A 26973-nucleotide genomic window follows, 5' to 3' on the forward strand; every position below is an offset into this window, starting at 1 on the left:
TATCCTCCTGTACAGCGGTCGCACATTGTACCCGTCGAGTGCGGGATGGGGCCACGTCGGGGCGGTCATACGTTACACTAGCGCCCTCGATGAACCTGGAGGTGTGTGAGTGACCCTGCTACGTCTGGAACGGCTGCAACTGGCCTATGGTCCCCAGGTGCTGCTCGATGGCGCCGACCTGGTGCTGGAAAAGGGCGAACGCCTGGCACTGGTGGGCCGCAACGGCACCGGCAAGTCGACCCTGCTCAAGCTGGTGGCCGGCGAGATCACCCCCGATGGCGGTGACATCTGGCGGGCTCCCGGGCTCAAGATCGGCGTGCTGGCCCAGGAACTGCCCGATGCCTCCGGTGCGACCATCTTCGATGTGGTGGCCCAGGGGCTGCCCGAGGCCGGTGAACTGCTGTCCGAGTATCATCATCTGGTGCAGGCCGATGATCCCGACATGTCGCGCATGGCGCAGCTGCAGAGCCGCCTGGAGGCGATCGACGGCTGGTCCTTCCACCAGCGCATCGATGTGGTGCTGACGCGACTCGGCTTGCCGGAGGACGCCGAGATGGCCGGGCTTTCCGGTGGCTGGCGGCGGCGAGTGGCGCTGGCCCGCGCCCTGGTGGCCGAGCCCGATCTGCTGCTGCTCGACGAGCCCACCAACCACCTCGACCTGGACACCATCGCCTGGCTGGAAGAGCAACTCGCCGCCTTCAATGGGGCGGTCTTGTTCATCACCCACGACCGGGCTTTCCTTTCCCGGCTGGCCACGGCGATTCTCGAGCTCGACCGCGGTCGGCTGGGGCGTTATCCCGGCGATTACGCCAAGTACCAGGAACAGAAGACCCACGAACTGGAAGTCGAGGCTCGCGAGAATGCCGAGTTCGACAAGAAGCTGGCCCAGGAGGAAGCCTGGATCCGGCAGGGCATCAAGGCACGGCGTACCCGCAATGAAGGGCGCGTGAGGGCCCTGGAGCAGATGCGCCGCGAACGAGGCGAGCGCCGTGAACGCCAGGGACGGGCCAATCTCGCCGTGGAAAGCGGTGAGCGCAGCGGCAAGCGGGTCGTCGAGCTCAAGAACGTGACGCAACGCTTCGGCGATGAAAAGGTGATCGACGATTTCAGCATCGAGATCCAGCGGGGCGATCGGATCGGCTTCATCGGCCGCAACGGTGCCGGCAAGACGACGCTGCTCAAGATTCTGCTCGGCGAACTCGAGCCGAGCGAAGGCAGCGTGCGGGTCGGCACCAAATTGCAGGTGGCGTATTTCGATCAGCTGCGTGCCGGGCTGGAGCCGGAGAAGACGGTCTATGACAACGTCGCCCAGGGCAGCGACCGGGTGCAGGTCGGTGGCCGCGATCGCCACGTGATGAGCTATCTGCAGGATTTCCTGTTCACCCCGGAGCGGGCGCGTCAGCCGGTCAAGGCGCTCTCCGGTGGCGAGTCCAATCGTTTGCTGCTGGCGCGGCTGTTCACCCAGCCGGCCAACGTGCTGGTGCTCGACGAGCCGACCAACGACCTGGATGTCGAGACCCTGGAGCTGCTCGAGGAGTTGCTGTTGAACTTCGAGGGGACCCTGCTGCTGGTCTCCCACGACCGGGCCTTCATGGACAATGTGGTGACCAGCGTGCTGGCCTTCGAGGGCGAGGGCAAGGTGCGCGAGTACGTCGGCGGATACAGCGACTGGGTGCGCCAGGGAGGCAAGTTGCCGCCGGCGCCCTGGGAAGGCGCGGCGCGCCAGCGGGCCGAGCCGGTGGCCGAGGCTGAGTCCGGCGGTTCCCGGAAAGCTCCGGAGGGCGCGTCGACGGCTGGTACTTCGCCGGCGCCGAAGCGTGCCAAGCTTTCCTACAAGCTGCAACGCGAACTGGACGGCCTGCCGGTGGAGATCGAACGCCTCGAGGGTGAGGTGGCCGAGTTCGAGCGCCAGGTGGGCGATCCGGCGTTCTACCAACAGGATCCCGACACCGTGACCGCAACCCTGCAGGCCCTGAGCGACAAGCAGGCCGAACTGGATACGGCGATGGAGCGCTGGATGGAACTCGAGGCGATGGTCACCGGAGAAGGGTAAGCGGCGCCATGGCGGCTTCCCGGAAGCGCCTGGCCAGGGACGCTCAGGCGAGCGGTGATGAGGCGAATCCGGCAGACGGCCGATAGAAGGCGCTGGAACGGTTAACGACGCGCTCTGTTAGGGGCGGGGCAAGGTGAGGCGAGGGTCTTTTGCCATGTGAGGCGCATGCCGCCGAACGGGTTGGCCATGAAAGGCCAACCCAGGCCCTGCAAGCGGAGCGCTAAAAGGGGCCTACTCGGCGCTTTCCTCGCCATCCTCGCCGGTGCCGACGCGTACGGCCAGGACATCGCACTTGGCGCCGTGGAGCACGCCGGTGGAGGTGGAGCCCAGCAGCAGGGCGAAGCCGTGGCGGCCATGCGAACCGACCACGATCAGGTCGACCCCTTGATCATCGGCGAAGCGGTGAATCTCGGTATCGGGCATGCCGACCATGACGTGCTGGTTTTCACGCGGCACCTGAGAGTCGGCGATCTCGGCGAGGCGCTGCTTGGCGTGTTCGTCGAGCTGGTCCTGGATGCTGGTGAGGTCCATGGGAATATCACCACCATAGGCGAAGCCCAGCGGCTCCAGGGTGTGCATTATGGACAGCTTTGCATGGTTGCGGTCGGCGATGTGCATCGCGCGTTCCAGAACCTTTTGGGAGTCCTTGGTCAGATCGACGGCGACCAGGATGTGACGATACTCGTTGCTCATGTTGCATTCTCCGCGGCGGTGTCCAACGGTGTTGGTGACTGCCTTCCACTCTAGGATGCCCGGGACGACAAGACAACGACTTGCATCAATACAGGAAAACGGAATAACGGCATGTTATTCGAGCTCCCCGGATAAGGCAGGATGAACGAATGCTCTGGTTGATCATTCTTGGTGTGGTGGGGCTGGCATTCGCGCCAGCGATGTGGCTGCGCCCGAGCCAGCGACAGCAGCGCGTGATGGGGCTGCGCGATCTCGCCCGGGAAAGCGGGGTCGCCGTGCGAATCGAGACATCGCCGCTGCACGAGGACGGCGACACCCTGCCGGCCTACCGATGGCGCTATCCATCCCAGCATCCCGGGCCCGACTTCCTGCTGGTGCGCGATGCCGTGGCCAGCCAGGCGCTCAAGCCTTTCCTGCCGGGGTGGCGCTGGCGCGTGGAGCCGCTGCGGCCGCTGCCGACCGTGGCGCGTGATGGATTGGAGGCCCTGCTGGAATGCCTGCCGGAAGATGCGGTGGTCGTCGAATCGAGCACCGCCTGTCTGACGCTGTGGTGGGATGAATCCTGCTCGAACGAGGCATTCGCGGATCTCGATGAGCGTATGCGAGCGCTGCGCGACGACCTGGCCAATCGACCGGACTATCCCGAGGCCCATCGCCGTGCGCAGCTACCCAGAGTGCCGCCCTCCGCTGGCGGTTAGGAGACTAGCCTTCCTCTCGCTCCTGGATCGCCAGCCCATTGGCTTCGATGCGCGACAGCAGGTCGATGAGCTGGTCGACCTCGGCATCGTCCAGGCCCTCCAGCATTTCCTTCCTGGCCTGGGTGACGACGGTCTCGATGCGCTCGAGCAAGGGCGTGGCCTTGTCGGTCAGGAAGATGCGCTTGGCGCGCCGATCCTGGCCACAGGGGCGGCGTTCGATCAGGCCCTGTTCGGAAAGCTGATCGAGCGTGCGGACCAGGGATGGTGCCTCGACGCCGATGGCCCTGGCCAGGTCGCACTGGGCCTGGTCATCACCCATCTTCCACAGGTGATAAAGCGTGACCCAACGGGTCTGAGTCAGGCCGTCTGGGGCCAGACGCCGGTCGATGATGGCGCGCCACAAGCGCGGCACGCGAGCGAGTTGGAAGCCGATGTTCTGATGCATGGCATATCTACGTTGAAGAAACCTGTCAGGATTGTCCGAAGCCCTGGCGTGGAATGCAACCTTATGGTTTGAAGGCTACTCACTATCCTCAGGGGAAGGAGTGGCGTCGTCAACGGTATTTTGACCATTGGCGGAGGTGGTGTCCTCGGAACGAGCCACCAGCCGACGCACGTCCAGTCCGGGAAGTCCGATGGGCACGTTGATGTGCCCGTCGGCCAGGGTGGCTGCTGCGGTATCGGCCGCCACCCGGAAGCGCAACACGCCAATGCGTTGACCGCTGGCCGTCATGACGTCGATGCGCCAGCGGCCGGCGCTGTGCTCAGGGAAATTGCGCTTGTGGGTCCAGGCCCGGTAGCCCTGCTCGCGTCCTCCCTGGATCTCGAGCGGGATGCGGTCGATCAGCTCGCCGCCGTGGCGCCATTCATGGACGATCTCCTCGCGCAGTCCCCTGGGGGCGTGGATGGCGGTGTAGGCATACAGGCCATGGTCGCCCAGGGCATCGGGGGTCAGGCGCAGTTGTCCTTGTGGCGAGCGGGTCTCGACATTGAATTCCGGGGAGAGGGCGCTGCCCGAGATCCACAGGCTGGCCGGCGGGACCCAGATCCTGCCGACCCAGGCGCCCCCGGCCAGCACTGGCAGCAGGGCCAGCATGAGCAGCCAGCGGCGTGCCGTCATGGGTCGCAAAAGATGCAGCAGGCTCGGCAGGCTGAAGATCACCGTGGCCGCAAGCGCCAACAGCAGGCTCTGGCCGGTGGTCAGATGCAACAGGGTCGGCAGGGTGACCAGGACCACCAGGAAGACGCACTGGGCGTGAAAGGCGAAGTAGAGTCCCCGGCGGCGCTCAGCGAGTCTATAGTAGAGCGGGTCGAGGATCGAAAGTATCGCCAGTGCCACCATCGACAGGGTGAAGAGCGCCTGACCGCTGGTCCATACCGTGGTTGCCAGCAGGAAGGGCAGGGTAAAGAAGAGTGTCTCCTGGTGCACCATCTGGGCGATGAAGGTCGTCACGCCACGCGGCAGGGTGGGATAGCCGCGTTGGGCCAGGAAACGGCCGATCAGGCTTTCCGAAAGCAACAGGAACCAGGTCAGCAGCATGCCCAGGGTCAGCATGGCACCGAGCCATTGCTGACGCTCGACCAGGAAAAAACTGCCGACGCCGGCCAGGAAGGCCATCGGTGGCCAGAGCCAGCTCCAGGGGCGAATTCTCGCGGCGATGCGCTCGATGCGCTGTTCCCAGGCGCCAACTCGGGAGGCGCCGGCGGGGCCTGGCTCTGGGCGGTGAGGTGGTCCACTGACGGGACGATTCGGTGACATGGGCGCAGTCTAACAGCTTGTCGTATCGATCGGGGAAAACGCTGTTGGCGGGGCCTCGGGGGGCTTGACGTGACGCTGGGAGTGGACCAAGCTGTCACGAATCAAACGGCCGTATGAATTCCTGCACGGAGATTCGTGGATGATCTATCAAGGCAATGCCATCTCGGTGGCGCGCGATGACGAGGGCATCGCGACCCTGACCTTCGACTTGAAGGATGAGTCGGTCAACAAGCTGTCCAGCGCTGTGGTCCAGGAACTGGAACAGGCGCTGGAAGCGCTGCGTGGCGAATCCGACATCGCAGGCCTGGTGCTGGCCAGTGCCAAGGACGCCTTCATCGTCGGCGCCGACATCACCGAGTTCCACGGTTTGTTCGCCAAGGGCGAGGACGAGATTCAGAGCATGCTCGAGCAGGTGCACGGGATCTTCAACGGTCTCGAGGACCTGCCTTTCCCCACGGTCAGCGCCATCAACGGCCTGGCTCTGGGGGGCGGCTGCGAGGTGACGTTGGCCACCGATTTTCGCGTGATGAGCGAGACCGCCAAGATCGGCCTGCCCGAGACCAAGCTCGGCATCCTGCCCGGCTGGGGTGGCTGCGTGCGTCTGCCGCGGCTGATCGGCGCCGACAACGCCATCGAGTGGATCGCCGGTGGCACCGAGAATCGCGCCGATGCCTGCCTGTCGGTCGGCGCGGTCGACGCCGTGGTGCCGCCCGAGTCTCTCGAGGCAGCGGCGCGCGACATTCTGAATCGGGCCCGGAGCGGCGAACTCGATTACCAGGCACGTCGCACGGAAAAATGCAGCCCCCTGGGCCTCGACGCCATCGAGCAGATGATGGCCTTCGAGACGGCCAAGGGCTATGTGGCCGGCAAGGCCGGACCGCATTACCCGGCGCCGATCGAGGCGATCAAGGTCATCCAGAAGGGAGCCGGCGAGGAGCGCGCCCGGGCCCAGGCCATCGAAGCCAAGGCGTTCGGCAAGCTGGCGCTCACCGATGTCTGCTACAACCTGGTGGGCCTCTTCCTCAACGATCAGGTGGTCAAGAAAAAGGGCGGTCAGTACGCGAAGCAATCGGTGCCCGTGGAGCGGGCCGGGGTGCTCGGCGCGGGTATCATGGGCGGCGGCATCGCCTATCAGAGCGCCTCCAAGGGCACGCCGATCCTGATGAAGGACATCAAGGACGAGGCCATCGAACTGGGGCTCAAGGAGGCCCGCAAGCTGTTCGCCAAGCAGGTGGAGCGCGGCAAGCTCTCCAACGAGCAGATGGCCGAGCGGCTCAGCAACATCCGGCCGACGCTTTCCTATGGCGATTTCTCCCACGTCGACCTGGTGGTCGAGGCGGTGGTCGAGAATCCCAAGGTCAAGGGGGCGGTGCTCGCCGAGGTCGAGGAGAACGTGAGCGAGGACACCATCCTCACCTCCAATACCTCGACCATCTCGATCACCCGGCTCGCCGAGAACCTGAAGCGGCCCGAGAATTTCTGCGGCATGCACTTCTTCAACCCGGTGCATCGCATGCCGCTGGTCGAGGTCATTCGCGGTGAAAAGACCGGCGACGGTGCCGTGGCCGCGACCGTGGCCTATGCCCGCAAGATGGGTAAGACGCCCATCGTGGTCAATGACTGCCCGGGCTTTCTGGTCAACCGCGTGCTCTTCCCCTATTTCGGCGGCTTCAGCCAACTGATGGCCGCCGGGGCCGACTTCCAGCGCGTCGACAGGGTGATGGAGAAGTTCGGTTGGCCGATGGGCCCGGCCTATCTGCTCGACGTGGTGGGCATGGATACCGCCGTGCACGCCGGTGAGGTGATGGCCGAAGGCTTCCCGGAGCGCATGGGCAGCCTGGGCGGTGCCGGGAGTGAGGGCAAGAGCGCCATCCAGGTGATGTTCGACAATGAGCGTCTGGGGCAGAAGAACGCCAAGGGCTTCTATGCCTACGAAGAGGACAAGAAGGGCAAGCCCAGGAAGGTCCGCGACGAGGCGGCCATCGAGCTGGTCAAGGGCATTGCCGAGTCGGGCCGCGAGTTTTCCGACGAGGACATCATCGCGCGGATGATGACGCCTCTGTGCCTGGAGACCGTGCGTTGCCTGGAGGATGGCATCGTCGGCACGCCGGCCGAGGCCGACATGGCGCTGATCTATGGCATCGGCTTCCCGCCGTTCCGGGGTGGTGCGCTGCGCTATATCGACGCCATGGGGCTGGAGGCGTTCGTTGCCCAGGCCGACGAGCTGGCCGCCGAACTCGGGGCTCTCTACGCGCCGACCGACAGGCTGCGCGAGATGGCGCGCAACGGCGAGCGTTTCTATCAGGATGCCGCCGAGGCCTGATTTACCACGTGCCATTCACCACCTGCTATTGATCAAGTGCCGGGGAGAACGAATTCGATGAGTGTGAATCCGAGAGACATCGTGGTAGTCGATGGCGTGCGTACCGCCATGGCCAAGGCCAAGAACGGCGCCTTCCGCCACGTGCGTGCCGAGAACCTGTCAGCCGGCGTCATGCAGGCGCTGTTCGATCGCAATCCGAACCTCGATCCCGCCGAGGTCGACGACGTCATCTGGGGCTGCGTCAACCAGACCCTCGAGCAGGCCATGAACATCGCACGCAACGCGGCGATCATGACCGGCATTCCGCGCAGCGTGCCGGCCCAGACCGTCAATCGTCTGTGCGGCTCCTCGATGAGCGCCCTGCACATCGCTGCTGCCAACATCCGGGCCGGCATGGGGGACTTCTACATCATCGGCGGGGTGGAGCACATGGAACATGTGCCGATGACCCATGGCGTCGACGTCAACCCGGCGGCCAGCAAGCATGCCGCCAAGGCGGCCATGATGATGGGCCTGACCGCCGAGTTGCTGGGCAAGATGCACGGCGTTTCCCGCGAGGACCAGGACGCCTTCGGGGTACGCTCCCACCAGCGGGCTTATGCCGCTCAGCAGAACGGCGGCTTCGATAACGAGATCATCGGGATCGAGGGCCACGATGCCCAGGGTTTCCGGGTTCGGGTGGATCGCGACGAGGTCATTCGCGCCGATGCCAGCCTGGAAGCGATGGCCGAACTCAAGCCAGCGTTCGACCCGCGCAACGGCACCGTGACCGCCGGCACTTCCTCGGCGCTCTCCGTGGGCGCCAGTGGCATGGCGGTGATGAGCGCCGAGCGGGCCAGTGCCCTGGGGCTGGAGCCCATCGCCCGGGTGCTGTCGACCGGCGTGGCGGGTTGCGACGCCTCGATCATGGGCTATGGCCCGGTGCCGGCGTCGAAGAAGGCGCTCAAGACGGCGGGCCTGACCATCGACGACATCCAGACCGTCGAACTCAACGAAGCTTTCGCCGCCCAGTCGCTGCCGGTACTCAAGGACCTCGGCCTGCGCGACAGGATGGATGAGGCGGTCAACCTGCATGGTGGCGCCATTGCCCTGGGCCATCCGCTGGGCTGCTCGGGCTCGCGTATCTGCACGACACTGCTCAACGTGATGCAGGAGCAGCGCACCTCGCTGGGCCTGGCCACCATGTGCATCGGCATGGGGCAGGGCGTGGCCACGGTGTTCGAACGCCTGAGGTAACGCCCTGAGTCATCAAGGCGATATCGACGCAAGCGGCGCCCCGAGGGGCGCCGCTTGCGTTGGATGGGGCTGGTGGCTCGCAGGGGAATCCGGCAAGGGACCTAGAGTATCCCCGCCTCCAGGCCGGCAGCCAGGGTCAGCGCCAGTTCTTCCACCCGGGCCTCGAAGTCATCCTGCCATTCGCCTCTCAGCGTCAGCGGTTCCTGCACCCATCTCCAGCCCAGTCCGGTGACGATGCTCTCCACGGCGCGCCGTGTGCCGGTGCCGTCTCGGCCGGCCCGGATGTAGAGCGCGCAGGGCAGGCCTTGTTGCTTTTCCAATACCGGGTAGTAGCTTCGGTCGAAGAAATCCTTGAGGGCGCCGCTCATGTAGCCGAGGTTTTCGGTGGTGCCGAGCAGGATGGCATCGCAGGCCAGGATATCCTCGGGGCCGGCTTCCAGCGGAGGCCTGGTGATCACTTCCACATCTTCGACATCGGGATGGTGAGCCCCTCGGTCGGCGGCATCGCGCAGGCGTCGGGTGTTGTCGGAAGGCGCATGGGCCACGATCAGCAAGCGTTTCATTGGGCGCCTCCGGGTTGAAGAGTGTCGCTTGCGCCATCATGCCATGGGTGGAGGTCGTTGACAGGCTAATGGCATTTGCCGAGCCTTAAGACGGCCGGAAACACGGTGCAGTGTTTCCCATCACGATATTATCTCAGGGAGATCGACGATCATGGCCTTTGCATTGACGAACATGCGGGTGGAAAGCCCCGCCTTCACCGATCAGGGCGAGATTCCGGCACGCCACACCGGCGAAGGAGAGGATCTGTCGCCGGCGCTGTCCTGGCACGATGCGCCTGAGGGCACCAAGGGCTTTGCAGTGATCTGCCACGATCCCGACGCGCCCCTGGTGGAGCATGGCGGCTACGGCTTCGTGCACTGGGTGCTCTATAATCTGCCGGGCTCCACCACCTCGCTCGAGGAAGCCACCTCCGAGGGGACCCGCGGGGTCAACCACTTCGGGCGCAACGGCTATGGCGGTCCCATGCCGCCGGAAGGGCATGGTGTCCATCAGTACTATTTCTGGGTGCTGGCGCTGGACAAGCCCACCGCCTTGCCCGAAGGCATCACCATGGCCGAGCTGCTCAAGCAGGTCGAGCCGCACCTGCTGGGCATGAACCGCCTGGTCGGCACCTATCGTCGCGATTGAACAGCGCGGCTTGAGGAAATAGCGAAAGGAGTCGGTATGTACCAATCGATACGCCATGCGTTGATTGCCTGCCTTGCCACCGGCCTGATGAGTGGCTCGGCCATGGCCAGCGATGACGAGCCCGATGTGTTTGGCTGGGTGGAAAAGGCCACCATCGAGGAACCCTGGGGGCCCGAGGTAAAGGTCAAGCTCGATAGTGGTGCCTTGACCTCTTCCATGCAGGCGGAGGACATCGAGAAATTCGAGCGCGATGGCGAGGAATGGGTTCGCTTCGTCGTCGAAGTCGAAGATGAAGCGACCGGCGAGGTCGTCTCGAAGACCTTCGAGCGCCCCATCTTCCGCAAGCTGCTCCTGAGTGGAGCCGGAGGCGAGGATCGTCGGCCGGCGGTGCTGATGACGCTGTGCATCGGCGATACCCGCTATGAGGAGCAGTTCAGCCTCGAGGATCGCGATGACATGACCTATCCGGTCCTGCTCGGGCGGCGCACCATCCAGGATCTTGGCTTGCTGGACGTGACCCGAACCTTCGTCCACGACCTGGAGTGCGACGAGGATACGCCGCTGCGCAAGCATGAAGACAAGGATCTCGACGAGGATATCGGCATCTAGCTTGCTCGGCGCCACCGAATGAACCGGCTTGCGGAGGGCTCGTGAGCGACTCGTCCCCATTGAAGGTCTACTATGACGCGGCCTGTCCGATCTGCCGTCGAGAGCGCCGTCGCTATGAGCGTCTGGCGCGGCACTCGGAATCGGTGGAGTGGCTGGATGCCAACACCCATGAGGCCGTGTTGAGTGAGCACGGCGTCACGGTGCAGGAGGCCCTGCTTTCGCTGCATGTGGAAGATGCCGGGAGCAGGCTGTATCGCGGCATGGATGCCTATATCCTGTTGATGCAGCGAATCCCGCGGTTGCGTCCCCTGGCCGTGCTCATCGGCCTGCCCGTGATCAAGCCCGTGTTGACCTGGTGGTACGATCGCTGGGTCAGGCGGCGACTGGCCCGGCAGGGGCGATTATAGTCAGGAGCCCCTGAGAACCGCGCCCATGGAGAAGGATCGTGAACCGACCGGCGACGGCCCTGCAACGCGAGCGCTCGATGCTGATCGTCAGGCCGCTGGCCGTGCGACGGGTTGCCTTGACCATCGAGAAGGAAGAGATCTGATGCGGTTCGGAAGAGGGAAGCGATGATGCGCCCCCTGGCTGGACGCTTGCCCTCGACCCGGCAGCTGCAGTGTTTCATCGCCGTGGCCGAAGAGCTCAACTTCCGCCGGGCCGCCGAGCGTCTGCACATGTCGCAGCCGCCTTTGTCCCGGCAGATCAGCGGGCTGGAAACCCTGCTGAGGGTCAAGCTTTTCGAGCGCGATACCCAGGGCGTCAGCCTGACCTCGGCCGGCGAGCTCTTCGAGCATGATGCCCGTCGAGTCCTCGAATCGCTCAATCTCGCATTGCACAATCTGCGCGACGCGGCTGCTGTCGACACGGCCGATGTCCGCCTTGGGCTGACGAGCGTGATCGACTTCAGCCTGGTTCCCGGCATCCGTGATGTTCTGCAACAGGACTCACTTCCCTCGGGCATACGGATCGAGGAAGCCTATTCGAAGCGTCTGGTCGAACGGTTGTTGAGCGGGGAGCTGGATCTCGCCCTGGTCGGCGAGATCGTCGAGCCGGGCGAATCGGTCCAGGCCCGACGTGTCGCTCTCGACCCGCTGATGGTGGCGTTGCGTGAGGACCATCCGGCGGCCGAGCGTGAGCGGGTGTCGTTCGACGATCTGGGCGATACCCGGCTCTTCTGGTTTCCCCGCCATGACAATCCGGTCTTCCATGATCGCTGCGAGCGTGTCTTCGACGCTCATGGCTATGTGCCGCCGCGCCGCCCCGAACCCGATGAGCACGTGACGCTGCTGGCGCGGGTGGCCGCTGGCGATGGCGTGGCCTTCCTGCCTACCTCGATGCGGGCCGCCAGTCGTCTCGGCGTCACGTATCGCCCCTTCACCCCCGAGCTCGAGGCGAGCCTGACCATCGAACTCAAACTGCTCTGGCGGACCGACGAAACGCGTGCAGAAGTCCTGGACGCTGTCGATGTACTGCTCGAAGCGGCCGAGCCAAGCAGCGATCTCAGGCGTTGACGCCCTTCATGCCTTCCTCCGTATAACGTTCACCGTGGGCCGCCTTCGGCGGCAGGGCGCTGTCGAGGTCGTCCAGGTCTTGCGTGTCCAACTGCAGGGCCAGAGCACCGAGATTCTCGTGCAGGTAGGCCGAGCGCCGGGTGCCCGGTATTGGCACGATATGCTCGTCCTGGGCCAGCAGCCATGCCAGGGCGATCTGGCCCGGTGTGGCATCGTGGCGCTCGGCCACGCGGTGCACTGTCTCGAGCAGTGTCAGGTTGCGCGAGAGGTTGTCGGCCTGGAAGCGTGGGTTGCGGCGCCGGAAGTCATCCTTGGAAAGATCGTCCTGACTGGTGATACGACCGGTCAGGAAGCCGCGCCCCAAGGGAGAATAGGGCACGAGCCCCACGCCGAGCCGGCGCGCCATGGGCAGGATCTCGGCCTCGACATCACGCGTCCACAACGAGTACTCCGTCTGCAAGGCGGTGATCGGGTGGATGGCGTGGGCCTTGTCCAGGGTCGACGCCGAGACTTCGCACAGCCCTGCATGAGCGATCTTGCCTTCCTTGACGAGCTCGCTCAGACACTCCATGGCGGCGGTGATGTCGCCTTGAGGGTCCACGCGGTGCAGGTAGTAGAGATCGATGCGCTCGATGCCCAGGCGCTTGAGCGAAGCTTCGCAGCAGGCCCGGATGTACTCGGGGCGGTTGTTGATCTGGCGTGCATAGTCGGCATCGCCGCGGTCGATGCCGCACTTGGTGGCGATCTTGATATCGCTGGCACCGAGTGACCGGCGTCGTTCGGCCAGGAACTCGCCGATCAGCGTTTCGTTATGGCCGCGGCCGTACATGTCTGCTGTGTCGATCAGGTCGATGCCGGCATTGGCCACCTCGGCGAGCAGTCTCCGGGAGTCCTGGTCGTTCGATGGTCCGTAGAACTCGCTGATCCCCATGGCACCATAGCCCAGCGCCGAAACGCTCAGTCCTTGTCCCAGGGTGCGGTGGGGGAGAGTGGTGGATACGGTGTGGTCGTGTGTCATGGTGTCGCCCTTGTCGTGGGTGAGGTGCCGGCGGCAGCCGGATGCCTCACAGGATGGAAGGGCTGCGGCGTACGTGGAATGTCGTTCATGGCAATACCGTTTGGGTATCAGGGGCCGGAATCCGTCAGTCGCGAATCACCGTGGAGAAGTGCCGCGGGTCGAAACGCAGGGCGATGAGTGCCATCAGCAGGGTGGTACCCGCCAGGCCGGCCCAGGCCCATTCGAAGCCGCCGAGCTGGTCACGTATCACGCCGGCGATCAATGGCGTCAAGGCGCCCAGGCTATAACCGGCTCCCTGTGCAATGGCGGTGATGTCGCCCGCACGCTGGGCATCGGGGTGGTGGTCCATGCTGACGATCAGGCTCAGGGGGAAGAGGCCGCCGAGTCCGATGCCCAGCAAGGTGGTGATGAACCATGGGGAGGAGTCGGGCGTGTGCCACAACAATAGGAAGCCGGCCAGAGAGCAGGTCAGGGGGATGAACAGAACCGGCCGCCGGTCCGCTCGACGCTGGGCCAAGGCCGGCAAGACCAGCCCGGCGACGACTTCAAGAGCGGTGAGATAGCCCAGCAGCAGGCCGGCGGCGGATTCCGTCCAGCCGAGTTCCATGTAATAGGGGGGAAGCCATGCCAGCACGCAGGCGTAGCCCGAGGCGCATAGGCTGAAGAAGATCGCCAGCGTCCAGACGCGTGGCTGGCGATACAGGGAGGCGCGACGATCGCGTTGCTCCTTGTCTTTCCCGGTATCGGGCAGCACTGGACCGCGTCGTTGCCAGGCCAGGAATGCCACGAGGGCCACCAGTCCCCACAGTGCCAGACTGGCACGCCAACTGCCTGTCAGATCCGCCAGGGTCGCCGCCAAGGTCGCGGCGAGCGCTGCACCGCCCATGATGGCGGCGATATACCACCCCATGACCAGTGGCGTACGTTGTCTGGCCTGCTGCTTGATCAACGCCGGTAACAGGGCCTGGATGCCGGCGATACCGATACCGGCGACCAATGCCGTGATCAACAGGGTGGCCACGCCGTGTCCGGCCAGGCGAAGTCCGTCGGCCAGTGCGATCATCAGCAAGGAACCGCCAATCAAGCGGTCCGCGCCGCAGCGTCTGGCCAGAGCAACGGCAATGAAGCAGCCAGCTCCCATGGCGAGCACGGGCAAGGTAGTCAGCAGAGCGAGCTGCGCGTAGCTGATGGCGATATCGGCCTGGATGCGTTCGACCAGAGGGCCGATCGCGGCCATCGAGGGGCGCAGGTTCAGCCCTACCAGCATGGCCAGGAGAATGGCGGGCATCAGAGGTAATACGCGTTGTGTTGAACGATCGATCAGGGTGGTTTCCATGATGGTCACTCGAAAGGCAGGGGGATGGCCGGGCTTGTGCCGGGGGCTGACGTTCGGCACGATATTTCCTCAACCAAGCTTGAGGTCAAGGCGGGAGGTACGATGAGCCATCGCAAGCTGAACCCACAGAAACAGTCGCTGACGGTAGGGGATGTCGCCCGACGCAGCGGTGTGGCGGTGTCCACCGTGCATTACTACGAGGCGAAGGGACTGATCGAGAGCACGCGCAATGCCGGCAATCAGCGGCGTTTCTCCCGGGATGTGCTGCGTCGCGTGGCCGTGATCAAGATCGCCCAGCGAACCGGCATGCCGCTGGCGGAGATCAAGGCCTCGCTGGACGATCTGCCCACGTCCCGCACTCCGGACGCCGAGGACTGGCGTCACCTGTCGGAGCAGTGGCGTAGTGCGTTGGATGAGCGGATTCACTGCCTGATCGCGCTGCGCGATCAGCTCGATGGATGCATCGGCTGTGGCTGCCTGTCGTTGAAGAGCTGCCCGTTGCGCAACCCCGGGGATGTGCTGGCCGATACCGATGCGGAGGGGGAAGCCTCGCCCTCGGTCGTCGGCACTGGCGTGCCCGGCCGATGACGAGGCAATGCGGTGTCAGTCGGCGTGTTGCCGATCCAGGGTGGTGACCAGGCGCTGGCAGACGGCATCCAGCATATCGCTCTGGGCGGTGTCGACGAGGTTACCTTCGGCATCGAAGGCGTCGCCGGCCTTCGCGACGGCGAGCTGGTCGGGGAGCACCGTCACGCCGATATTGGTGAGCAACTGGCGCAGGTGATTCAGGGCACGCAGGCCGCCCAGGCCGCCGGGAGAGGCGGAGATGAGCCCGGCGTGGCGCTCCTTGAACAGGGCGAGCCCGCTTTCTCCCTGGTGGGGGCGCGTGAGCCAGTCGATGGTGTTGGTCAGCAGCGGCGTGACGAAGCCGTTGTATTCCGGCGAGGCGATCAGCAGCCCTTGGTGCTCGGCGAGCAATTTCCGCAATGCCAGGGCATTGTCGGGCAGGCCTTGTGCGTCTTCCAGATCACCGTCGTAGAGCGGCATGGGATAGTCGCGTAGATCGATGAAGGTGGGGTGGCCGCCGAGCGCCTCGATGCGTGCCGCGGCGAGTCGCGCGAGACGCTTGTTGAAGGAGGCCTCGCGGGCGCTGCCGGCGAATACCAGAATACGTGGAACGGCCATGGATACTCTCCTTATCCAGAATCACGGGGTCAGGGGATGATCATCCAGCGTAGTCGAGGTGATGACAAGCGTGGTCCGTCGACGTCGAAAATGTGGCCGCAACGCTCGTTGCCGGTTGCCCGGTCGGATCGAGGGATCATGGACGCCACGGCCCTCGCGTGGCGTCCATCGAGCGAGGTCAGGCCTTGTCGGCGCCCCGGGGCCAGGCCTTGGGGTCGATCCGGTCATTCAATCGCGGGAAGCGCCGCGGATCGAAGTTGGGCTCCAGACCATCCTTGAGCTGGCGCTCATAGTCCCGGAACAGGGCGATGGCCACCGGCGAGAGCAGCAGGATTGCCACCAGGTTGATCAGTGCCATCATGCCCATCGACAGGTCGGCGAAGCTCCAGATCGGGCCGAGATTCGCCACCGCGCCGATCATCACCATCGCCAGCACCGCCAGACGGTAGATCAGGATGGCGCCAGGCGCGTATTTGGCGCCGGCCAGGTATTCCACATTGGTCTCGCCATAGGAGTAGTTGGCGATCACCGAGGTGAAGGCGAACAGCAGGATCGCCACGGCGACGAACATGCTGGCCCAGCCACCGACCTGGTGCGACAGCGCGATCTGGGTCAGCTGGATGCCGTTGGCTTCGTCACCGGCGAGCAGTTCCGGGCCGGCCATGATGATGATGGCGGCGGTGGCGGTGCAGATCACCAGGGTGTCGAAGAAGACGCCGAGCATCTGAATGAAGCCCTGGGCGGCAGGATGGTTCGGTTGCGTGGAGGCGGTGGCGGCAGCGTTGGGGGCCGAGCCCATGCCCGCCTCATTGGAGAACAGGCCGCGCTTGATACCGTTCATGATGGCCTGGGAGATAGCGTATCCGGCGGCGCCGCCGGCGGCCTGATCGAGGCCGAAGGCACTCTTGAAGATGGTCATGATGGCCGCCGGCAACTCGGTGATGTTGAGCAGCACGACCACGACGGCCAGCAGCAGGTAGATGACGGCCATGACCGGCACCACCAGTTCGGCAACCCGGGCGATGGATTTCAGGCCGCCGAAGATGATCGGTGTCACTGCCACGACCAGGACCAGGCCGACCACCCAGGGCGGCAGGGAGAAGGCTTCCTCCATGGCCAGGGCGATGGAGTTGGACTGCACGCTGTTGAAGGCCAAGCCGAAGGCGATGATCAGGCAGATGGAAAACAGTGCCGCCAACCAGCGCAGCCCCAGCCCCTGGGAAATGTAACGGGCGGGACCGCCGCGGAAGGTGCCGTCGCCGTGGTCCGTCTTGTAGGCCTGGGCCAGGGTGGATTCGACGAAGCTGGTGGCCATGCCCACCAGGGCCGTCATCCACATCCAGAAGATGGCGCCGGGCCCGCCGAAGTAGATGGCGACCGCCACGCCGGCCAGGTTACCGGTACCGACACGGGCGGCCAGGCTGGTGGAGAGCGCCTGGAATGAAGAGATGCCGCCATTGGCACTGCGCGAATGGCGCAGCAGCTTGAACATGTGTCCGAAGTAGCGGAACTGGATGCCACGCGTCATGACGGTGAAGTACAGGCCTGCCCCGATCAGCAGGTAGATCAGCAGGGAACCCCAGATGAGGCCGTTGCCGGCGGCCATCAGGTCCTTGAACAGTTCGGGAATAGAGAATTCCATGGTGTCGATATACTCGTGATCTCAATGAATGCGGGGGCCATTCTTCATGGATGCCGCAAAATGGCAAGGATTGCTGTCGATAAGGTCTTTGATGGCGAAAATATCCAGAGTGAGACGAGCGTATCGGTTATCGGTACTACCGTGGCGTGCCGACCAGGGATTGTGAACTGGCGATCGGGGCAGCCCCGACGTAGGCTGGTGTGGACAAGCTAGCGAGGAGAATGTCGATCATGGACCATTTCATGCAGGCCGCCCTGGACGAAGCGCGTGCCGGGCTCGACGAAGGCGGTATCCCCATTGGCTCGGTGTTGGTCCATCGAGGCGTGATCCTTGGTGGTGGCCGCAACCGTCGGGTTCAGCTCGGCAGTACCGTCCTGCATGGCGAGATGGACGCGCTGGAAAATGCCGGGCGCCAGTCGGCGGATATCTACCGTGAATCGACGCTCTACACGACGCTTTCTCCCTGCGCCATGTGCACGGGGGCCATCCTGCTGTACGGCATTCCCCGGGTGGTGATCGGCGAGAACCGAACCTTCCTCGGCGAGGAGGCGCTGCTGCGTTCGCACGGTGTCGAAGTGGAGGTGCTTCAGGAGCCGGAATGCATCGCCCTGATGGAAGATTTCATCTCTGCCTCGCCGGACCTCTGGTTCGAGGATATCGGCGAATCGCCGGGGCCCCGCGCGTCTTGAAGCGCCCGGGGATGTCGATACTGAGGGGCATCGAAGCTCCCGGAACGGAGTCGCACCATGCTGGCTGAAACCCCGGATCCACCCTATTACGCGGTCATCTTCTCCTCACGACGTAGCGATATCGCGACCGGCTATGACGAGACGGCCGAGCGCATGATGCACCTGGCTTCTCAGCAGCCGGGATTCCTGGGCGTCGAGTCGGCGCGTGAGGAGGTCGGTATCACGGTGTCCTACTGGGCGGATCTCGAATCGATCAAGCGCTGGAAGGCCCAGGCCGAGCATCGCGAGGCACAGCGCATGGGGCGCGAGGCCTGGTACGCGAGCTATCGCGTGCGTATCGCCCGGGTCGAGCGGGAATATGGCCTCGGTGACTGAGGCGTCGCCAAGGTGCAGGTTCGTGTCGGATCGTGTAGGCTCGCCGGCTCTTTTGGATCTCCAGGAAACCTGCCATGAGCGTGATGCCTGCCTGCCCCGAATGCGCCTCCACCTACACTTACGATGATGGCCTGCAGTTTGTCTGCCCCGAGTGCGGCCATGAATGGTCGCAACAGGCCAATGATACGGCCGAGGACGAATCGGTGGTTCGCGATGCCCATGGCACCCCGCTGGCCGATGGCGACAGTGTCACCGTGATCAAGGATCTCAAGGTCAAGGGCGCTTCATCGGTAGTGAAGGTGGGCACCAAGGTGAAGAACATTCGCCTGGTCGAGGGGGATCACGACATCGACTGCAAGATCGACGGCATTGGTGCCATGAAGTTGAAGTCGCAGTTCGTCAAGAAGGCTTAGGTGTTTGGAACTACTTCATCACTATCTCTTGAGTGGCCTGGAGCAGATCAACAGGCAGCCAGGCACGGTCAATGTATCAAGGATGCTCGTACTTTGTCGCAAGCTGCTCTGAAGGCTCTTTCGACGACTAGTAGTGAGGGTGCCACAGACAGGGCGTGTCCTCCACGCAATGTTCGTGGCACTTCGTGTCTGAATAATATAGCTCCGCCAGCAGGTTTGACGACAGTGAGGAAATCATAAGCCTTGTCGGGGTTTTGGGTTCTTATGATCAAAGATTATGGTTCTTGGACGTAGGTTGGAATTTTTCTCGATAGGCCTTTGGAGTCGTCGAAAGATGACGGCGAAAGTGGTGGCGTAACGTTGCCGCCGAACCGAATCCCGAAGCCATTGCCACTTCCTCGATTGTCATTGCCGAGGTTTCAAGAAGATGTCGCGTCTTTTCCAGGCGTTCTGCAAGGAGCCATTTTGTAGGAGTCGTACCCGTCGCGGCTTCAAACCGTCGAAGGAAGGTCCGTGTGCTCATCCCGGAAAAATCGGCCATGATCGCTACCGAGAAGTTTTTGTCGATATTCTCTCGAAGATAATCAAGAAGCGGGCCTATTCGCGAACTTTCATGCAATGAAGGAACTGAACGTTCGACGAACTGTGCCTGTCCACCATCTCTGTGCGGAGGCACAACCAATCGGCGGGCTACCATGTTGGCAACTTCCATGCCGTGATCACGGCGAATTAAGTGTAGGCAAAGGTCAATGCCAGCAGCACTGCCAGCCGAAGTCATTACATCACCTTCGTCGACATAAAGAACGTCAGGTTCGACTATGATGTCAGGGTAGCGCTGACTTAGCATATCTGTGTACTGCCAGTGTGTTGTCGCTCGACGGCCTGCGAGTAGTCCTGCTTCGGCAAGGACAAAGACCCCCGAACATATAGAAACCACACGGGCACCGTTGGCATGTGATTCGCGTATCGCTTTAATGAGGGAAGCTGGAATGGGGGTGTCCACTCCACGCCAGCCAGGTATGATGATCGTGCCTGCCCGCTCGATGGTTTCCATACCGCCATCGACGACAACACGCATTCCCCCAATAGCCTGCATTTCACCAGCATCAATGCCGGCCACTTCGAACTGGTACCAATTCTCCCCCATCTCAGGCCTTGGCAAGCCAAATACTTCCACTGCCACACCAAGTTCGAATGTGCATAGGCCATCATAGGCGATGGCTACGACGAGAGGATTGGAGAGCTGTTGTACAGAAGCAGATTTTGTCATGATCTTGATGATATATGGCAAAACTGCCATCTACCAGCCTTACCTCGAATTTCATAGGCTATAGGTTGACCCAGCTAATGGAGAAACTTATGAGTCTCGTCACCGAAATTCCCGCTGCATCCTCGTATAAGGCTGTAGAGCATTTTATGCAGCGGCTTTCCGCTGAAACAGACTGTGCTGATGTGGCAGCGGCCCTCAGAAGCGGAGATAAGGACTTTGTGCTCTTGCATGTAATAGGAGAGGCTCGTGACTACGAGCGCCGTCATATACCTGGCTCTATCCATATCCCTCACCGATATATTTCGGCCGAAAAGTTATCTGAATGGCCTGAAGGTACGATGTTTGTCACCTACTGTGCGGGGCCGCACTGTAATGGTGCTGATCAAGCGGCTCTGAAGATAGCCCGACTAGGTCGGCCTGTGAAGGTGATGATCGGTGGTATGACAGGGTGGGAAGATGAAGGTCTTCCTTTTGCTTCGGGAAGAGAATCAGGAGATATCGGGTGAACTCCGGATGCGTTTCTCATGAAATTTTAATCCGCCCTTTTGAACGTGATGATGTACCTATGGTTTTAGGGCTGATGCATGAGCTGGCGGTGTTTGAGCGATATTCCGAAAAATTTAGAGTAAGGGAGTCTGATATCGTTGAGCATGGGCTTGGTGATTCTCCTTGTTTTGGGGTCTTCGTTGCGGAGATTGATGGTGGTGTTGCTGGTATCGCTGTCTATTATATAGTTCCCTGGACCTACGACCTCAAGCCCGTTCTGGTTCTAAAAGAGTTGTTCGTTTCAAAGGGTTTTAGAGGTTTGGGTGTTGGGGGGAGGCTTTTGGCTAAGCTGGACAGTTATGCGTTGGAAGTTGGTGCTTCGCGTATAGTATGGAAGGTTCTGAAAGATAACGTAGCTGCTAAACGGTTCTATGAGAAAGCAGGGGGAAAGAAGGACTCGGTGTGGGAGCTTTGGGGGCTGGAAATTTCAAGTACCGAACGCAATATGGATGAGGACAGTAACTGGTAGGCTTCTTTGGACTTTAGATGTCGGGCAAACAGGCCGGCAGGCTTTCCCGCAATGTGCGGGGCTGCATGCCGAGGTCGGCGAAGGTGCCGACGCCTTCGCTGACCAGGTTGTCGCTCTGCATGAGAATGACCTGGTCGCGGGTCAAGGGTGGCTCGGGCAACCAGCCGAGCCCGCGGGCAAGGGCGTGCCAGGCGGCAAAGGGCAGGGGCACGAGAGGGCGTTCCCGCCCCAGATGCTGCATCACCAGGGAGAGCACCTCGCGATAGCTGAGGATATCGGCTCCGCCCAGTTCGAAGAGGTAACGTTCTGGCCGGTCGGCGCCGGTGAGTCTGACGATGGCGCGGGCCACGTCCACGACATGTACCGGCTGCAGGCGGTTGTGGCCTTGCCCGAACAGCGGAATCGCGGGAAGGCGGGTGAGCCTCGCCAGGTTGGATAGAAAGGAATCATTGCGCCCGAACAGGACGCTGGGACGCAGGATGACGGCCTTGGGCAGGGCATCCATGACCGCTATCTCGCCATGTGCCCGGGCGCGGACATAGGCCGAGGCCGAGTCGCGGGAGGCGCCGATGCCCGAGAGTTGCACCAAGCGCTCGATACCGGCTTCCCGCACCTGGCGGGCCAGCGCGGCCGCCGCGGTGACGTGGATGTCCTCGAAGCCGACGTTGCGCGAGGCCACATACAGACTCGTCGCATTGACCACCGCGCCGGCTCCTTCCAGCGCCTCGGCGACGCGTCGCGGATCGCGGATGTCGGCCTCGAGGATTTCCAGGGGATCGCTATCTTCCGCCCACGATGGCCAGCGGGGGCGGCGTGCTACCAGCCGGGCGGGCCGGCCGCTCTCCACCAGCTCGCGCACCAGGACGGCACCGAGAAACCCGGTGCCGCCGAAGACTACGGTTGGAGGTGTCGTCATGGGCATTGGCGACATGATGCCTTAGAGGCGTACCAGCATTTTGCCCTGATTGGCTCCCTGAAAGAGGTCGAGGAAGGCGTCGGGCGTGTTTTCGAGCCCTTCGACGATGGTTTCCTCATAGTCGATCCGGCCGGCACTGACCAATGGGCCGACCTCCTCGAGGAAGTGCGGGTAGCGCTCCCAGTGCTCGAAGACGATGAAGCCCTGCATGCGCGCACGTCGAATCACCATCATGGCCAGGTTGGAGGGGCCGGGTACCGGGGTCTCGTCGTTGTAGTGGGCGATCATGCCGCACACGGCGATGCGGGCGCCTACCCGAAGGGTATTCAGTGCCGCCTCCAGACAGACACCGCCGACGTTCTCGTAGTAGACGTCGAAGCCCTCGGGGCAGGCGGCCTGCAGGTCTGCCGTCAGGGTGGCGGCGTCCTTGTCGCGATAATCCACTGCCACCACGCCGCGGGCTTCCAGCCAGTCGCGCTTGGCCTGCGTGCCGGCGATGCCGACCACGGTCCCACCCTTGGCCTTGGCGAGTTGTACGGCCAGCGAGCCGACGGCACCACCTGCGGCGCTGACCAGTACGTTATCGCCGTCGTTCATGCTGGCGATGACGTTGAGGCCGGTCCAGGCCGTCATGCCGGGCATGCCCAGCACGCCGAGGAAGGCCTGGGGCGGCACATCGATGTCCGGCAGGGGCTGAAGGGCATCGCCGGGCAACTGGGCGATGTCACGCCAGCCCCCCATGTGCACCACTCGGTCGCCTTCCTGGAACCGCTCGTCCCGGGAGGCAATCACCTCGCCCACGGCGGCCCCTTCCAGTGGCGCATCGAGAGCGAAGGGATCGATATAGGTCGCCACGCCGCTCATGCGCCCACGCATGTAAGGATCCACTGATAGCCAGGTGTTGCGCACGCGTACCTGGCCGTCATCGAGTTCCGGCAAGTCGGCTTCGTTCAATGTGAACAACCCGCGTTCCGGGGTGCCGCTCTGGGGATATTCACCGATGCTGAAGTAGCGATATTTCACTGGTTGCTCCCGGTGATTGGCTGAATCTTGAACCCTACACCCGGGCCCGAATGATGGGAAGGCACCGGAAGTGACTTTATGGGGCTAAAGTCTAAAAGCATTGTGTCTGATTTTATCCGAAGCTATGTCCGACATAGAAAGTTCACAGTCAGACACTACGCCCGCTCCTCAATCCGTACAGGCACGCCATGTCTTCTGCCGCTTCCGACTCTCGACGCGCGTCGAGCCCCGACATCGCCGACTTCCTCGCCGAGGCCATCTTCGCAGGGGAGTATGAGCCGGGTGATTTCGTGCCCAAGGAACTGGATCTCTGTGAGCGCTTCGGCGTCAGCCGCAGTACGGTGCGCAGCGCCCTGCAGACCTTGGTGGCAGCGGGCCTGCTGACGCGCATTTCCGGGCAGGGGTCGCGGGTGCGTGCCCTGCAGGAGTGGCACCTGCTGGATCCGCGTGTCAGCAGCTGGATGGCGCGCTTTGCCCAGCCGAATCCGCGCATCCAGCGCGAAATCTTTGCCTTTCGGGTGGCGGTGGAGCCCTATGTGGCGCGCCTGGCGGCAGAGCACGCCACGGCGGCGGACCTGCTGGCCATCGAATCCGCCCATGAGGGCATGATCCGCGCCCTGGAGCATGATGACCTGCATTGGCAGGGCATCTCCCATAATGACTATGACGTGGCCTTCCACGAGGCGATCTTCGCGGCCTCGCACAACCTGGTCTGGGCGCAGATCAGCCACGTCCTCAAACCGGCCATCGCGCTGCTGGTGGAGAAGTCCAACCACAGTGCCGATGAACTCAACGACAGCATGGAACGCCATCGCCGGGTGATGGAGGCGATTCGCCTGCGTCAGCCCCAGCGGGCCGCCAAGGCGGCCCTGGCGGTGCTGGAACGCACCGGTCGGGATCTGGGACTCGAGGAATTGATACCCAGCATTCCCGCTATCGAAGTCCCGTCAACCGTTGCAACAACAAGCGATAAGGAAGCCTCATGATGTCTCGCATGCCTCTCAAGACCCTGACCGTCGCCGTGCTCGGCGCCCTGGCCATCGACGCCCAGGCCGCTGAATACGAGTGGACCTTCCAGACCTCGGAGACTGCCGGGGAACCCCAGTTCGAGATGAAAAAGGCCTGGGCCAAGAACGTCGAAAAGATGTCCGATGGCCGCATCTCCATCGAGATCCTGCCGGTCGGTGCCGTGGTGCAGGCCAACCAGACGCTGCAGGCAGTGAAATCCGGCATCCTGCAGGGTCATCTGACCGATCCCAGCTATTTCACCGGCCAGAATCCGGCCTTCGGCATGATCGGCAACCTGGTGGGGGCCTGGAGCGATCCCTATGACTTCCTCGACTACATGAACAATGCCGGTGGCGAGGAGCTGTACAACGAACTGGTGGAGCCCTATGGCCTGCACCTGATCGGTGCTGCGGCCACTGGCCTGGAGTCGCTGCCTTCGAGCAAGCCGGTTCGCTCCGTCGAGGACATGAAGGGGCTCAAGCTGCGCGCGCCCGAGGGCATGGTTTACAACGTCTTCGAGGCGGCCGGTGCCACACCGGTCAACCTGCCGGGCTCCGAGGTCTATACCGGCCTGGAGAAAGGTGTGATCGACGCCGCCGACTACACGGTGTTCGCCACCAACCATGCTCAGGGGCTGCACGAATTCGCGCCCTATCCGCTCTATCCGGGCTTCCACTCGCTGCCGATGGTCTCGGTGTCGCTGAACAAGGATATCTGGGACGGCCTGCCGGAGGATCTCAAGTCGATTCTCGACACCTCTGTGGATAGCCTGGCCTACAAGATGGTCGCCGAGCTCAAGACCCGCGATCTGGAAGCTGTGCGTGAAGCGCGTGACAACCCGGATATCGAGATCATCGATCTGCCGGCCGAGGAGCGCGTCAAGTTCCGCAACATCGCCAAGGATGAGTGGGCCAAGTGGGCCGAGAAGAACGAGATTACCCAGGAGTTCTATGACTCCGTGGTCGGGTATCTGGAAAACCATAACCTGATGTAAAACGCATCGGGCCGGCGCGGAACGGCCCGATGACATGACCGGACGCGGCGCGTCCTGCGGGGCGCGCTACTTCGTTGTGAGGAGTTCCCATGACTCGAGATTCCCATCGGCCGGAGGAATCGGCATCTCCCGCCGAGACGGCGCCTCCCGACCCGGTACGCACTGCTTTCGACCGTGGCGTGGTGGCCTGTGGTCGCCTTGCCGCCTGGCTGGTGTTCGTCGCCATGGCGATCAGCGTCTATGAGGTGATCATGCGCTATGCCTTCGCCTCGCCCACCTCCTGGGTCCACGAGACGGTGGTCATGCTGGTCGCCGTGAGCTTCGCCTTCGGCGGCCCGGCGGCCCTGGCCAGCAATCGCCACATTCGCGTCAAGGTGCTCTACGACAGCGTCGGCCCGGTCGCCCGCCTGTGGCTCGACCGCTTCAACGATCTGGTGGCCTTCCTGTTCTGCGCCGGGATGACCTACGCCGCCTACACCATGTTCTGGGACGCCTCGCACAACCCGCTGGGCGAGTGGCAGCTGGAGCGTTCGGGCACCTCCTGGAACCCGCCGTTCCCGGCCTTCGTCAAGGGCGTGATCCTGCTGGCCCTGGCCATCATGTGCGTGCAGTCGCTGCTGCACCTGATTCAATCGCTGCGCGGCAAGCCCGCGCCCAAGGTCGACGACACGGAGGGCACGGCCTGATGGAAATCGCCGACGCTACCCTGTTGATGGTCGCGGCCATCTTCGCGCTGCTGGTGACCGGCCTGCCGCTGGCCTTCATCACCGGCTTGATCGCGCTCGTGTTCACCTTCGGCTGGTTCGGGGCCAGTGCCCTGCCGCTGGTTACCAGCCGCGTCTATGGCTTCGTCACCGAATATTCGCTGGTGGCGGTGCCAATGTTCGTGTTGATGGCCTCGCTGCTCGACCGATCGGGGATCGCCAAGGACCTGTTCAACGCCATGCGGGTCTTCGCCGGCCGCCTGCCCGGTGGCGTGGCGGTACAGACCATCGTGGTGGCCTTCTTCCTGGCGGCGCTGTCCGGGATCATCGGCGGCGAGATCGTGCTGCTGGGCATCCTGGCATTGCCGCAGATGCTGCGCCTGGGCTACGACAAGCACCTGTCGATCGGCGTGGTCTGCGCCGGCGGGGCGCTGGGCACCATGATGCCGCCGTCGATCGTGCTGATCATCTATGGCCTGATCGCCAGTGTCTCGATCGCCGATCTGTTCACCGCGGCCATCACCCCGGCGGTGATCCTGATGATCAGCTACATCGGCTATGTGCTGGTGCGCTGCCTGCGCAATCCCGCCATGGGGCCGCCGATGAGCGACGCCGACCGCGAGGAGGGCTTCGCCAACCGCTGGCAGGCGCTCAAGGCGATCGTCGTGCCGGGGCTGATCGCCGTGATGGTGCTGGGCTCGATCTATGGCGGCGTGGCCTCGGTGACCGAGGCGGCGGCCATGGGCGTGTTCGGCGTGCTGCTGGCGGTGGTGCTGCGCGGCGAGTTCTCGTTCAAGACCATGCACGAGAGCCTGGGCCAGACGCTGACCACCTGCGGCATGATCATCTGGATCGGCATCGGCGCCGCCGCGCTGGTCGGGGTCTACAACCTGATGGGCGGCAACCGCTTCATCTCGGGCATGATCATGGGCCTCGACGTGGCGCCGATCGTGATCCTGCTGGTGATGATGGCGATCCTGCTGGTGTTGGGCATGTTCCTCGACTGGATCGGCGTGGCCATGCTGACCCTGCCGATCTTCGTGCCGATCGTCGAGCAACTGGGCTACAGCCCGATCTGGTTCGGCATCCTATTCGCGGTGAACATGCAGGTGTCCTTCCTGTCGCCGCCGTTCGGTCCGGCCGCCTTCTATCTGAAAGGGGTGGCGCCGCCGGAAGTGAGCCTCAAGGACATCTTCGTCTCGGTGCTGCCCTTCATCGCCCTGCAGCTGTGCGTGCTGTTCGCGCTGCTGTTCTGGCCGAATCTGGCCATGTGGTTGGTCGGATGATTGGCATGGTTGTGCAAGCGAAT

At 63.3% G+C, this 26973-nt stretch carries 29 protein-coding genes; 18 read left to right on the plus strand and 11 right to left on the minus strand.

Annotation, left to right across the window (positions count from 1 at the left end; genetic code table 11):
• The first annotated feature begins 109 nt into the window (after window positions 1–109).
• On the plus strand, window positions 110–2053 hold the full coding sequence (locus tag HELO_RS04040; protein ID WP_013331509.1) for an ATP-binding cassette domain-containing protein: 1944 nt from the start codon (window positions 110–112) through the stop codon (window positions 2051–2053).
• Window positions 2054–2284: 231 nt separating this feature from the next.
• Here the strand turns inward: HELO_RS04040 and HELO_RS04045 are convergent, their stop codons facing one another.
• Window positions 2285–2746, minus strand: coding sequence for a universal stress protein (locus tag HELO_RS04045; RefSeq protein ID WP_013331510.1), 462 nt, complete (start codon window positions 2744–2746; stop codon window positions 2285–2287).
• A gap of 149 nt (window positions 2747–2895) precedes the next feature.
• Here HELO_RS04045 and HELO_RS04050 point away from each other — a divergent pair, with 149 nt between their 5' ends.
• Complete coding sequence (locus HELO_RS04050) at window positions 2896–3444, plus strand: hypothetical protein (protein ID WP_013331511.1); 549 nt, start codon at window positions 2896–2898, stop codon at window positions 3442–3444.
• Window positions 3445–3448: 4 nt separating this feature from the next.
• On the opposite strand, the gene slyA is transcribed toward HELO_RS04050, so the two are convergent.
• Together slyA and HELO_RS04060 are read right to left on the minus strand one after the other, a co-directional pair.
• Complete coding sequence (gene slyA / locus HELO_RS04055; RefSeq protein ID WP_013331512.1) at window positions 3449–3889, minus strand: transcriptional regulator SlyA; 441 nt, start codon at window positions 3887–3889, stop codon at window positions 3449–3451.
• A 75-nt stretch (window positions 3890–3964) separates the two neighbouring features.
• On the minus strand, window positions 3965–5203 hold the full coding sequence (locus tag HELO_RS04060; protein ID WP_013331513.1) for a DUF5924 family protein: 1239 nt from the start codon (window positions 5201–5203) through the stop codon (window positions 3965–3967).
• Between the two features lie 139 nt (window positions 5204–5342).
• Here HELO_RS04060 and fadB point away from each other — a divergent pair, with 139 nt between their 5' ends.
• Entirely contained in the window at window positions 5343–7526 is a 2184-nt protein-coding gene (fadB, locus tag HELO_RS04065; RefSeq protein WP_013331514.1) for a fatty acid oxidation complex subunit alpha FadB, read from the plus strand.
• A 57-nt stretch (window positions 7527–7583) separates the two neighbouring features.
• A complete protein-coding gene (gene fadA, locus HELO_RS04070) occupies window positions 7584–8762 on the plus strand; it encodes an acetyl-CoA C-acyltransferase FadA (protein ID WP_013331515.1) in 1179 nt (392 codons plus the stop codon).
• Window positions 8763–8863: 101 nt separating this feature from the next.
• Here fadA and HELO_RS04075 read toward each other — a convergent pair whose 3' ends face one another.
• Window positions 8864–9325 carry a flavodoxin family protein gene (locus HELO_RS04075; RefSeq protein ID WP_013331516.1) on the minus strand — a complete coding sequence of 154 codons (462 nt, stop codon included), beginning with the start codon at window positions 9323–9325 and terminating at the stop codon, window positions 8864–8866.
• 151 nt (window positions 9326–9476) lie between these two features.
• On the opposite strand from HELO_RS04075, the gene HELO_RS04080 reads away from it, so the two are divergent.
• From HELO_RS04080 to HELO_RS04095, 4 genes are all read left to right on the plus strand, one after another.
• Window positions 9477–9953 (plus strand): YbhB/YbcL family Raf kinase inhibitor-like protein, encoded by a 477-nt coding sequence (locus tag HELO_RS04080; protein WP_013331517.1) that lies wholly within the window; start codon window positions 9477–9479, stop codon window positions 9951–9953.
• A gap of 36 nt (window positions 9954–9989) precedes the next feature.
• Complete coding sequence (gene rloA3 / locus HELO_RS04085) at window positions 9990–10562, plus strand: retropepsin-like aspartic peptidase RloA3 (protein ID WP_013331518.1); 573 nt, start codon at window positions 9990–9992, stop codon at window positions 10560–10562.
• Between the two features lie 41 nt (window positions 10563–10603).
• Window positions 10604–10969 carry a thiol-disulfide oxidoreductase DCC family protein gene (locus HELO_RS04090; protein ID WP_013331519.1) on the plus strand — a complete coding sequence of 122 codons (366 nt, stop codon included), beginning with the start codon at window positions 10604–10606 and terminating at the stop codon, window positions 10967–10969.
• Between the two features lie 165 nt (window positions 10970–11134).
• Window positions 11135–12076 carry a LysR family transcriptional regulator gene (locus HELO_RS04095; RefSeq protein WP_013331520.1) on the plus strand — a complete coding sequence of 314 codons (942 nt, stop codon included), beginning with the start codon at window positions 11135–11137 and terminating at the stop codon, window positions 12074–12076.
• On the opposite strand, the gene HELO_RS04100 is transcribed toward HELO_RS04095, so the two are convergent.
• Window positions 12066–13094, minus strand: coding sequence for an aldo/keto reductase (locus tag HELO_RS04100; protein WP_013331521.1), 1029 nt, complete (start codon window positions 13092–13094; stop codon window positions 12066–12068). The genes HELO_RS04095 and HELO_RS04100 overlap by 11 nt on opposite strands.
• Window positions 13095–13218: 124 nt before the next feature.
• Window positions 13219–14490 (minus strand): MFS transporter, encoded by a 1272-nt coding sequence (locus tag HELO_RS04105; protein ID WP_223248586.1) that lies wholly within the window; start codon window positions 14488–14490, stop codon window positions 13219–13221.
• Window positions 14491–14532: 42 nt separating this feature from the next.
• Here HELO_RS04105 and soxR point away from each other — a divergent pair, with 42 nt between their 5' ends.
• Entirely contained in the window at window positions 14533–15018 is a 486-nt protein-coding gene (gene soxR / locus HELO_RS04110; RefSeq protein ID WP_041601900.1) for a redox-sensitive transcriptional activator SoxR, read from the plus strand.
• Window positions 15019–15033: 15 nt separating this feature from the next.
• Here soxR and HELO_RS04115 read toward each other — a convergent pair whose 3' ends face one another.
• Entirely contained in the window at window positions 15034–15615 is a 582-nt protein-coding gene (locus HELO_RS04115) for an NADPH-dependent FMN reductase (RefSeq protein ID WP_013331524.1), read from the minus strand.
• 178 nt (window positions 15616–15793) lie between these two features.
• Window positions 15794–17257, minus strand: coding sequence for an alanine/glycine:cation symporter family protein (locus HELO_RS04120; protein ID WP_013331525.1), 1464 nt, complete (start codon window positions 17255–17257; stop codon window positions 15794–15796).
• A gap of 230 nt (window positions 17258–17487) precedes the next feature.
• On the opposite strand from HELO_RS04120, the gene HELO_RS04125 reads away from it, so the two are divergent.
• From HELO_RS04125 to HELO_RS04135, 3 genes are all read left to right on the plus strand, one after another.
• On the plus strand, window positions 17488–17946 hold the full coding sequence (locus HELO_RS04125; protein ID WP_013331526.1) for a nucleoside deaminase: 459 nt from the start codon (window positions 17488–17490) through the stop codon (window positions 17944–17946).
• 57 nt (window positions 17947–18003) lie between these two features.
• Window positions 18004–18321, plus strand: a complete 318-nt coding sequence (locus HELO_RS04130) for an antibiotic biosynthesis monooxygenase family protein (RefSeq protein WP_013331527.1) — start codon at window positions 18004–18006, stop codon at window positions 18319–18321.
• A 74-nt stretch (window positions 18322–18395) separates the two neighbouring features.
• On the plus strand, window positions 18396–18734 hold the full coding sequence (locus tag HELO_RS04135; protein ID WP_013331528.1) for a zinc ribbon domain-containing protein YjdM: 339 nt from the start codon (window positions 18396–18398) through the stop codon (window positions 18732–18734).
• Window positions 18735–19002: 268 nt separating this feature from the next.
• Here the strand turns inward: HELO_RS04135 and ftrA are convergent, their stop codons facing one another.
• Window positions 19003–20034, minus strand: a complete 1032-nt coding sequence (gene ftrA / locus HELO_RS04140; protein ID WP_109637331.1) for a transcriptional regulator FtrA — start codon at window positions 20032–20034, stop codon at window positions 19003–19005.
• Between the two features lie 59 nt (window positions 20035–20093).
• Between ftrA and HELO_RS04145 the strand changes: the two genes are divergently transcribed.
• Together HELO_RS04145 and HELO_RS04150 are read left to right on the plus strand one after the other, a co-directional pair.
• Window positions 20094–20510, plus strand: a complete 417-nt coding sequence (locus HELO_RS04145; RefSeq protein ID WP_109637332.1) for a rhodanese-like domain-containing protein — start codon at window positions 20094–20096, stop codon at window positions 20508–20510.
• The gene (locus HELO_RS04150; protein WP_157953390.1) at window positions 20507–21019 is read left to right on the plus strand and encodes a GNAT family N-acetyltransferase; all 513 of its coding nucleotides are present in this window, start codon (window positions 20507–20509) and stop codon (window positions 21017–21019) included. Before HELO_RS04145 ends, HELO_RS04150 begins: the two co-directional genes overlap by 4 nt.
• 13 nt (window positions 21020–21032) lie before the next feature.
• Here the strand turns inward: HELO_RS04150 and HELO_RS04155 are convergent, their stop codons facing one another.
• Window positions 21033–21935 (minus strand): complex I NDUFA9 subunit family protein, encoded by a 903-nt coding sequence (locus tag HELO_RS04155; protein WP_041602400.1) that lies wholly within the window; start codon window positions 21933–21935, stop codon window positions 21033–21035.
• A gap of 21 nt (window positions 21936–21956) precedes the next feature.
• Window positions 21957–22958 (minus strand): NADP-dependent oxidoreductase, encoded by a 1002-nt coding sequence (locus HELO_RS04160; protein WP_013331530.1) that lies wholly within the window; start codon window positions 22956–22958, stop codon window positions 21957–21959.
• Between the two features lie 188 nt (window positions 22959–23146).
• Between HELO_RS04160 and HELO_RS04165 the strand changes: the two genes are divergently transcribed.
• The 4 genes from HELO_RS04165 (at window position 23147) to HELO_RS04180 (ending at window position 26950) form a co-directional block, all read left to right on the plus strand.
• Window positions 23147–23944, plus strand: a complete 798-nt coding sequence (locus HELO_RS04165; protein ID WP_013331531.1) for a FadR/GntR family transcriptional regulator — start codon at window positions 23147–23149, stop codon at window positions 23942–23944.
• Window positions 23941–24960 carry a TRAP transporter substrate-binding protein gene (locus tag HELO_RS04170; RefSeq protein WP_013331532.1) on the plus strand — a complete coding sequence of 340 codons (1020 nt, stop codon included), beginning with the start codon at window positions 23941–23943 and terminating at the stop codon, window positions 24958–24960. The genes HELO_RS04165 and HELO_RS04170 overlap by 4 nt, the downstream gene beginning before the upstream one ends.
• Window positions 24961–25049: 89 nt before the next feature.
• Window positions 25050–25646 carry a TRAP transporter small permease subunit gene (locus HELO_RS04175; protein ID WP_013331533.1) on the plus strand — a complete coding sequence of 199 codons (597 nt, stop codon included), beginning with the start codon at window positions 25050–25052 and terminating at the stop codon, window positions 25644–25646.
• On the plus strand, window positions 25646–26950 hold the full coding sequence (locus tag HELO_RS04180; RefSeq protein ID WP_013331534.1) for a TRAP transporter large permease: 1305 nt from the start codon (window positions 25646–25648) through the stop codon (window positions 26948–26950). Before HELO_RS04175 ends, HELO_RS04180 begins: the two co-directional genes overlap by 1 nt.
• Window positions 26951–26973 lie beyond the last annotated feature (23 nt).

It is taken from the genome of Halomonas elongata DSM 2581 (assembly GCF_000196875.2).
In the GTDB taxonomy this organism is placed as follows: domain Bacteria; phylum Pseudomonadota; class Gammaproteobacteria; order Pseudomonadales; family Halomonadaceae; genus Halomonas; species Halomonas elongata.

Coding starts and splice junctions, on each gene's coding strand:
- HELO_RS04120 (WP_013331525.1), bottom strand. CDS start 17,257: ATGGAATTCTCTATTCCCGAACTGTTCAAGGACCTGATGGCCGCCGGC.
- HELO_RS04125 (WP_013331526.1), top strand. CDS start 17,488: ATGGACCATTTCATGCAGGCCGCCCTGGACGAAGCGCGTGCCGGGCTC.
- HELO_RS04165 (WP_013331531.1), top strand. CDS start 23,147: ATGTCTTCTGCCGCTTCCGACTCTCGACGCGCGTCGAGCCCCGACATC.
- slyA (WP_013331512.1), bottom strand. CDS start 3,889: ATGCATCAGAACATCGGCTTCCAACTCGCTCGCGTGCCGCGCTTGTGG.
- soxR (WP_041601900.1), top strand. CDS start 14,533: ATGAGCCATCGCAAGCTGAACCCACAGAAACAGTCGCTGACGGTAGGG.
- HELO_RS04170 (WP_013331532.1), top strand. CDS start 23,941: ATGATGTCTCGCATGCCTCTCAAGACCCTGACCGTCGCCGTGCTCGGC.
- fadA (WP_013331515.1), top strand. CDS start 7,584: ATGAGTGTGAATCCGAGAGACATCGTGGTAGTCGATGGCGTGCGTACC.
- ftrA (WP_109637331.1), bottom strand. CDS start 20,034: ATGGCAGTTTTGCCATATATCATCAAGATCATGACAAAATCTGCTTCT.
- HELO_RS04095 (WP_013331520.1), top strand. CDS start 11,135: ATGATGCGCCCCCTGGCTGGACGCTTGCCCTCGACCCGGCAGCTGCAG.
- fadB (WP_013331514.1), top strand. CDS start 5,343: ATGATCTATCAAGGCAATGCCATCTCGGTGGCGCGCGATGACGAGGGC.
- HELO_RS04115 (WP_013331524.1), bottom strand. CDS start 15,615: ATGGCCGTTCCACGTATTCTGGTATTCGCCGGCAGCGCCCGCGAGGCC.
- HELO_RS04050 (WP_013331511.1), top strand. CDS start 2,896: ATGCTCTGGTTGATCATTCTTGGTGTGGTGGGGCTGGCATTCGCGCCA.
- HELO_RS04175 (WP_013331533.1), top strand. CDS start 25,050: ATGACTCGAGATTCCCATCGGCCGGAGGAATCGGCATCTCCCGCCGAG.
- HELO_RS04060 (WP_013331513.1), bottom strand. CDS start 5,203: ATGTCACCGAATCGTCCCGTCAGTGGACCACCTCACCGCCCAGAGCCA.
- HELO_RS04130 (WP_013331527.1), top strand. CDS start 18,004: ATGCTGGCTGAAACCCCGGATCCACCCTATTACGCGGTCATCTTCTCC.
- HELO_RS04045 (WP_013331510.1), bottom strand. CDS start 2,746: ATGAGCAACGAGTATCGTCACATCCTGGTCGCCGTCGATCTGACCAAG.
- HELO_RS04135 (WP_013331528.1), top strand. CDS start 18,396: ATGAGCGTGATGCCTGCCTGCCCCGAATGCGCCTCCACCTACACTTAC.
- HELO_RS04155 (WP_041602400.1), bottom strand. CDS start 21,935: ATGACGACACCTCCAACCGTAGTCTTCGGCGGCACCGGGTTTCTCGGT.
- HELO_RS04180 (WP_013331534.1), top strand. CDS start 25,646: ATGGAAATCGCCGACGCTACCCTGTTGATGGTCGCGGCCATCTTCGCG.
- HELO_RS04080 (WP_013331517.1), top strand. CDS start 9,477: ATGGCCTTTGCATTGACGAACATGCGGGTGGAAAGCCCCGCCTTCACC.
- HELO_RS04075 (WP_013331516.1), bottom strand. CDS start 9,325: ATGAAACGCTTGCTGATCGTGGCCCATGCGCCTTCCGACAACACCCGA.
- rloA3 (WP_013331518.1), top strand. CDS start 9,990: ATGTACCAATCGATACGCCATGCGTTGATTGCCTGCCTTGCCACCGGC.
- HELO_RS04145 (WP_109637332.1), top strand. CDS start 20,094: ATGAGTCTCGTCACCGAAATTCCCGCTGCATCCTCGTATAAGGCTGTA.
- HELO_RS04100 (WP_013331521.1), bottom strand. CDS start 13,094: ATGACACACGACCACACCGTATCCACCACTCTCCCCCACCGCACCCTG.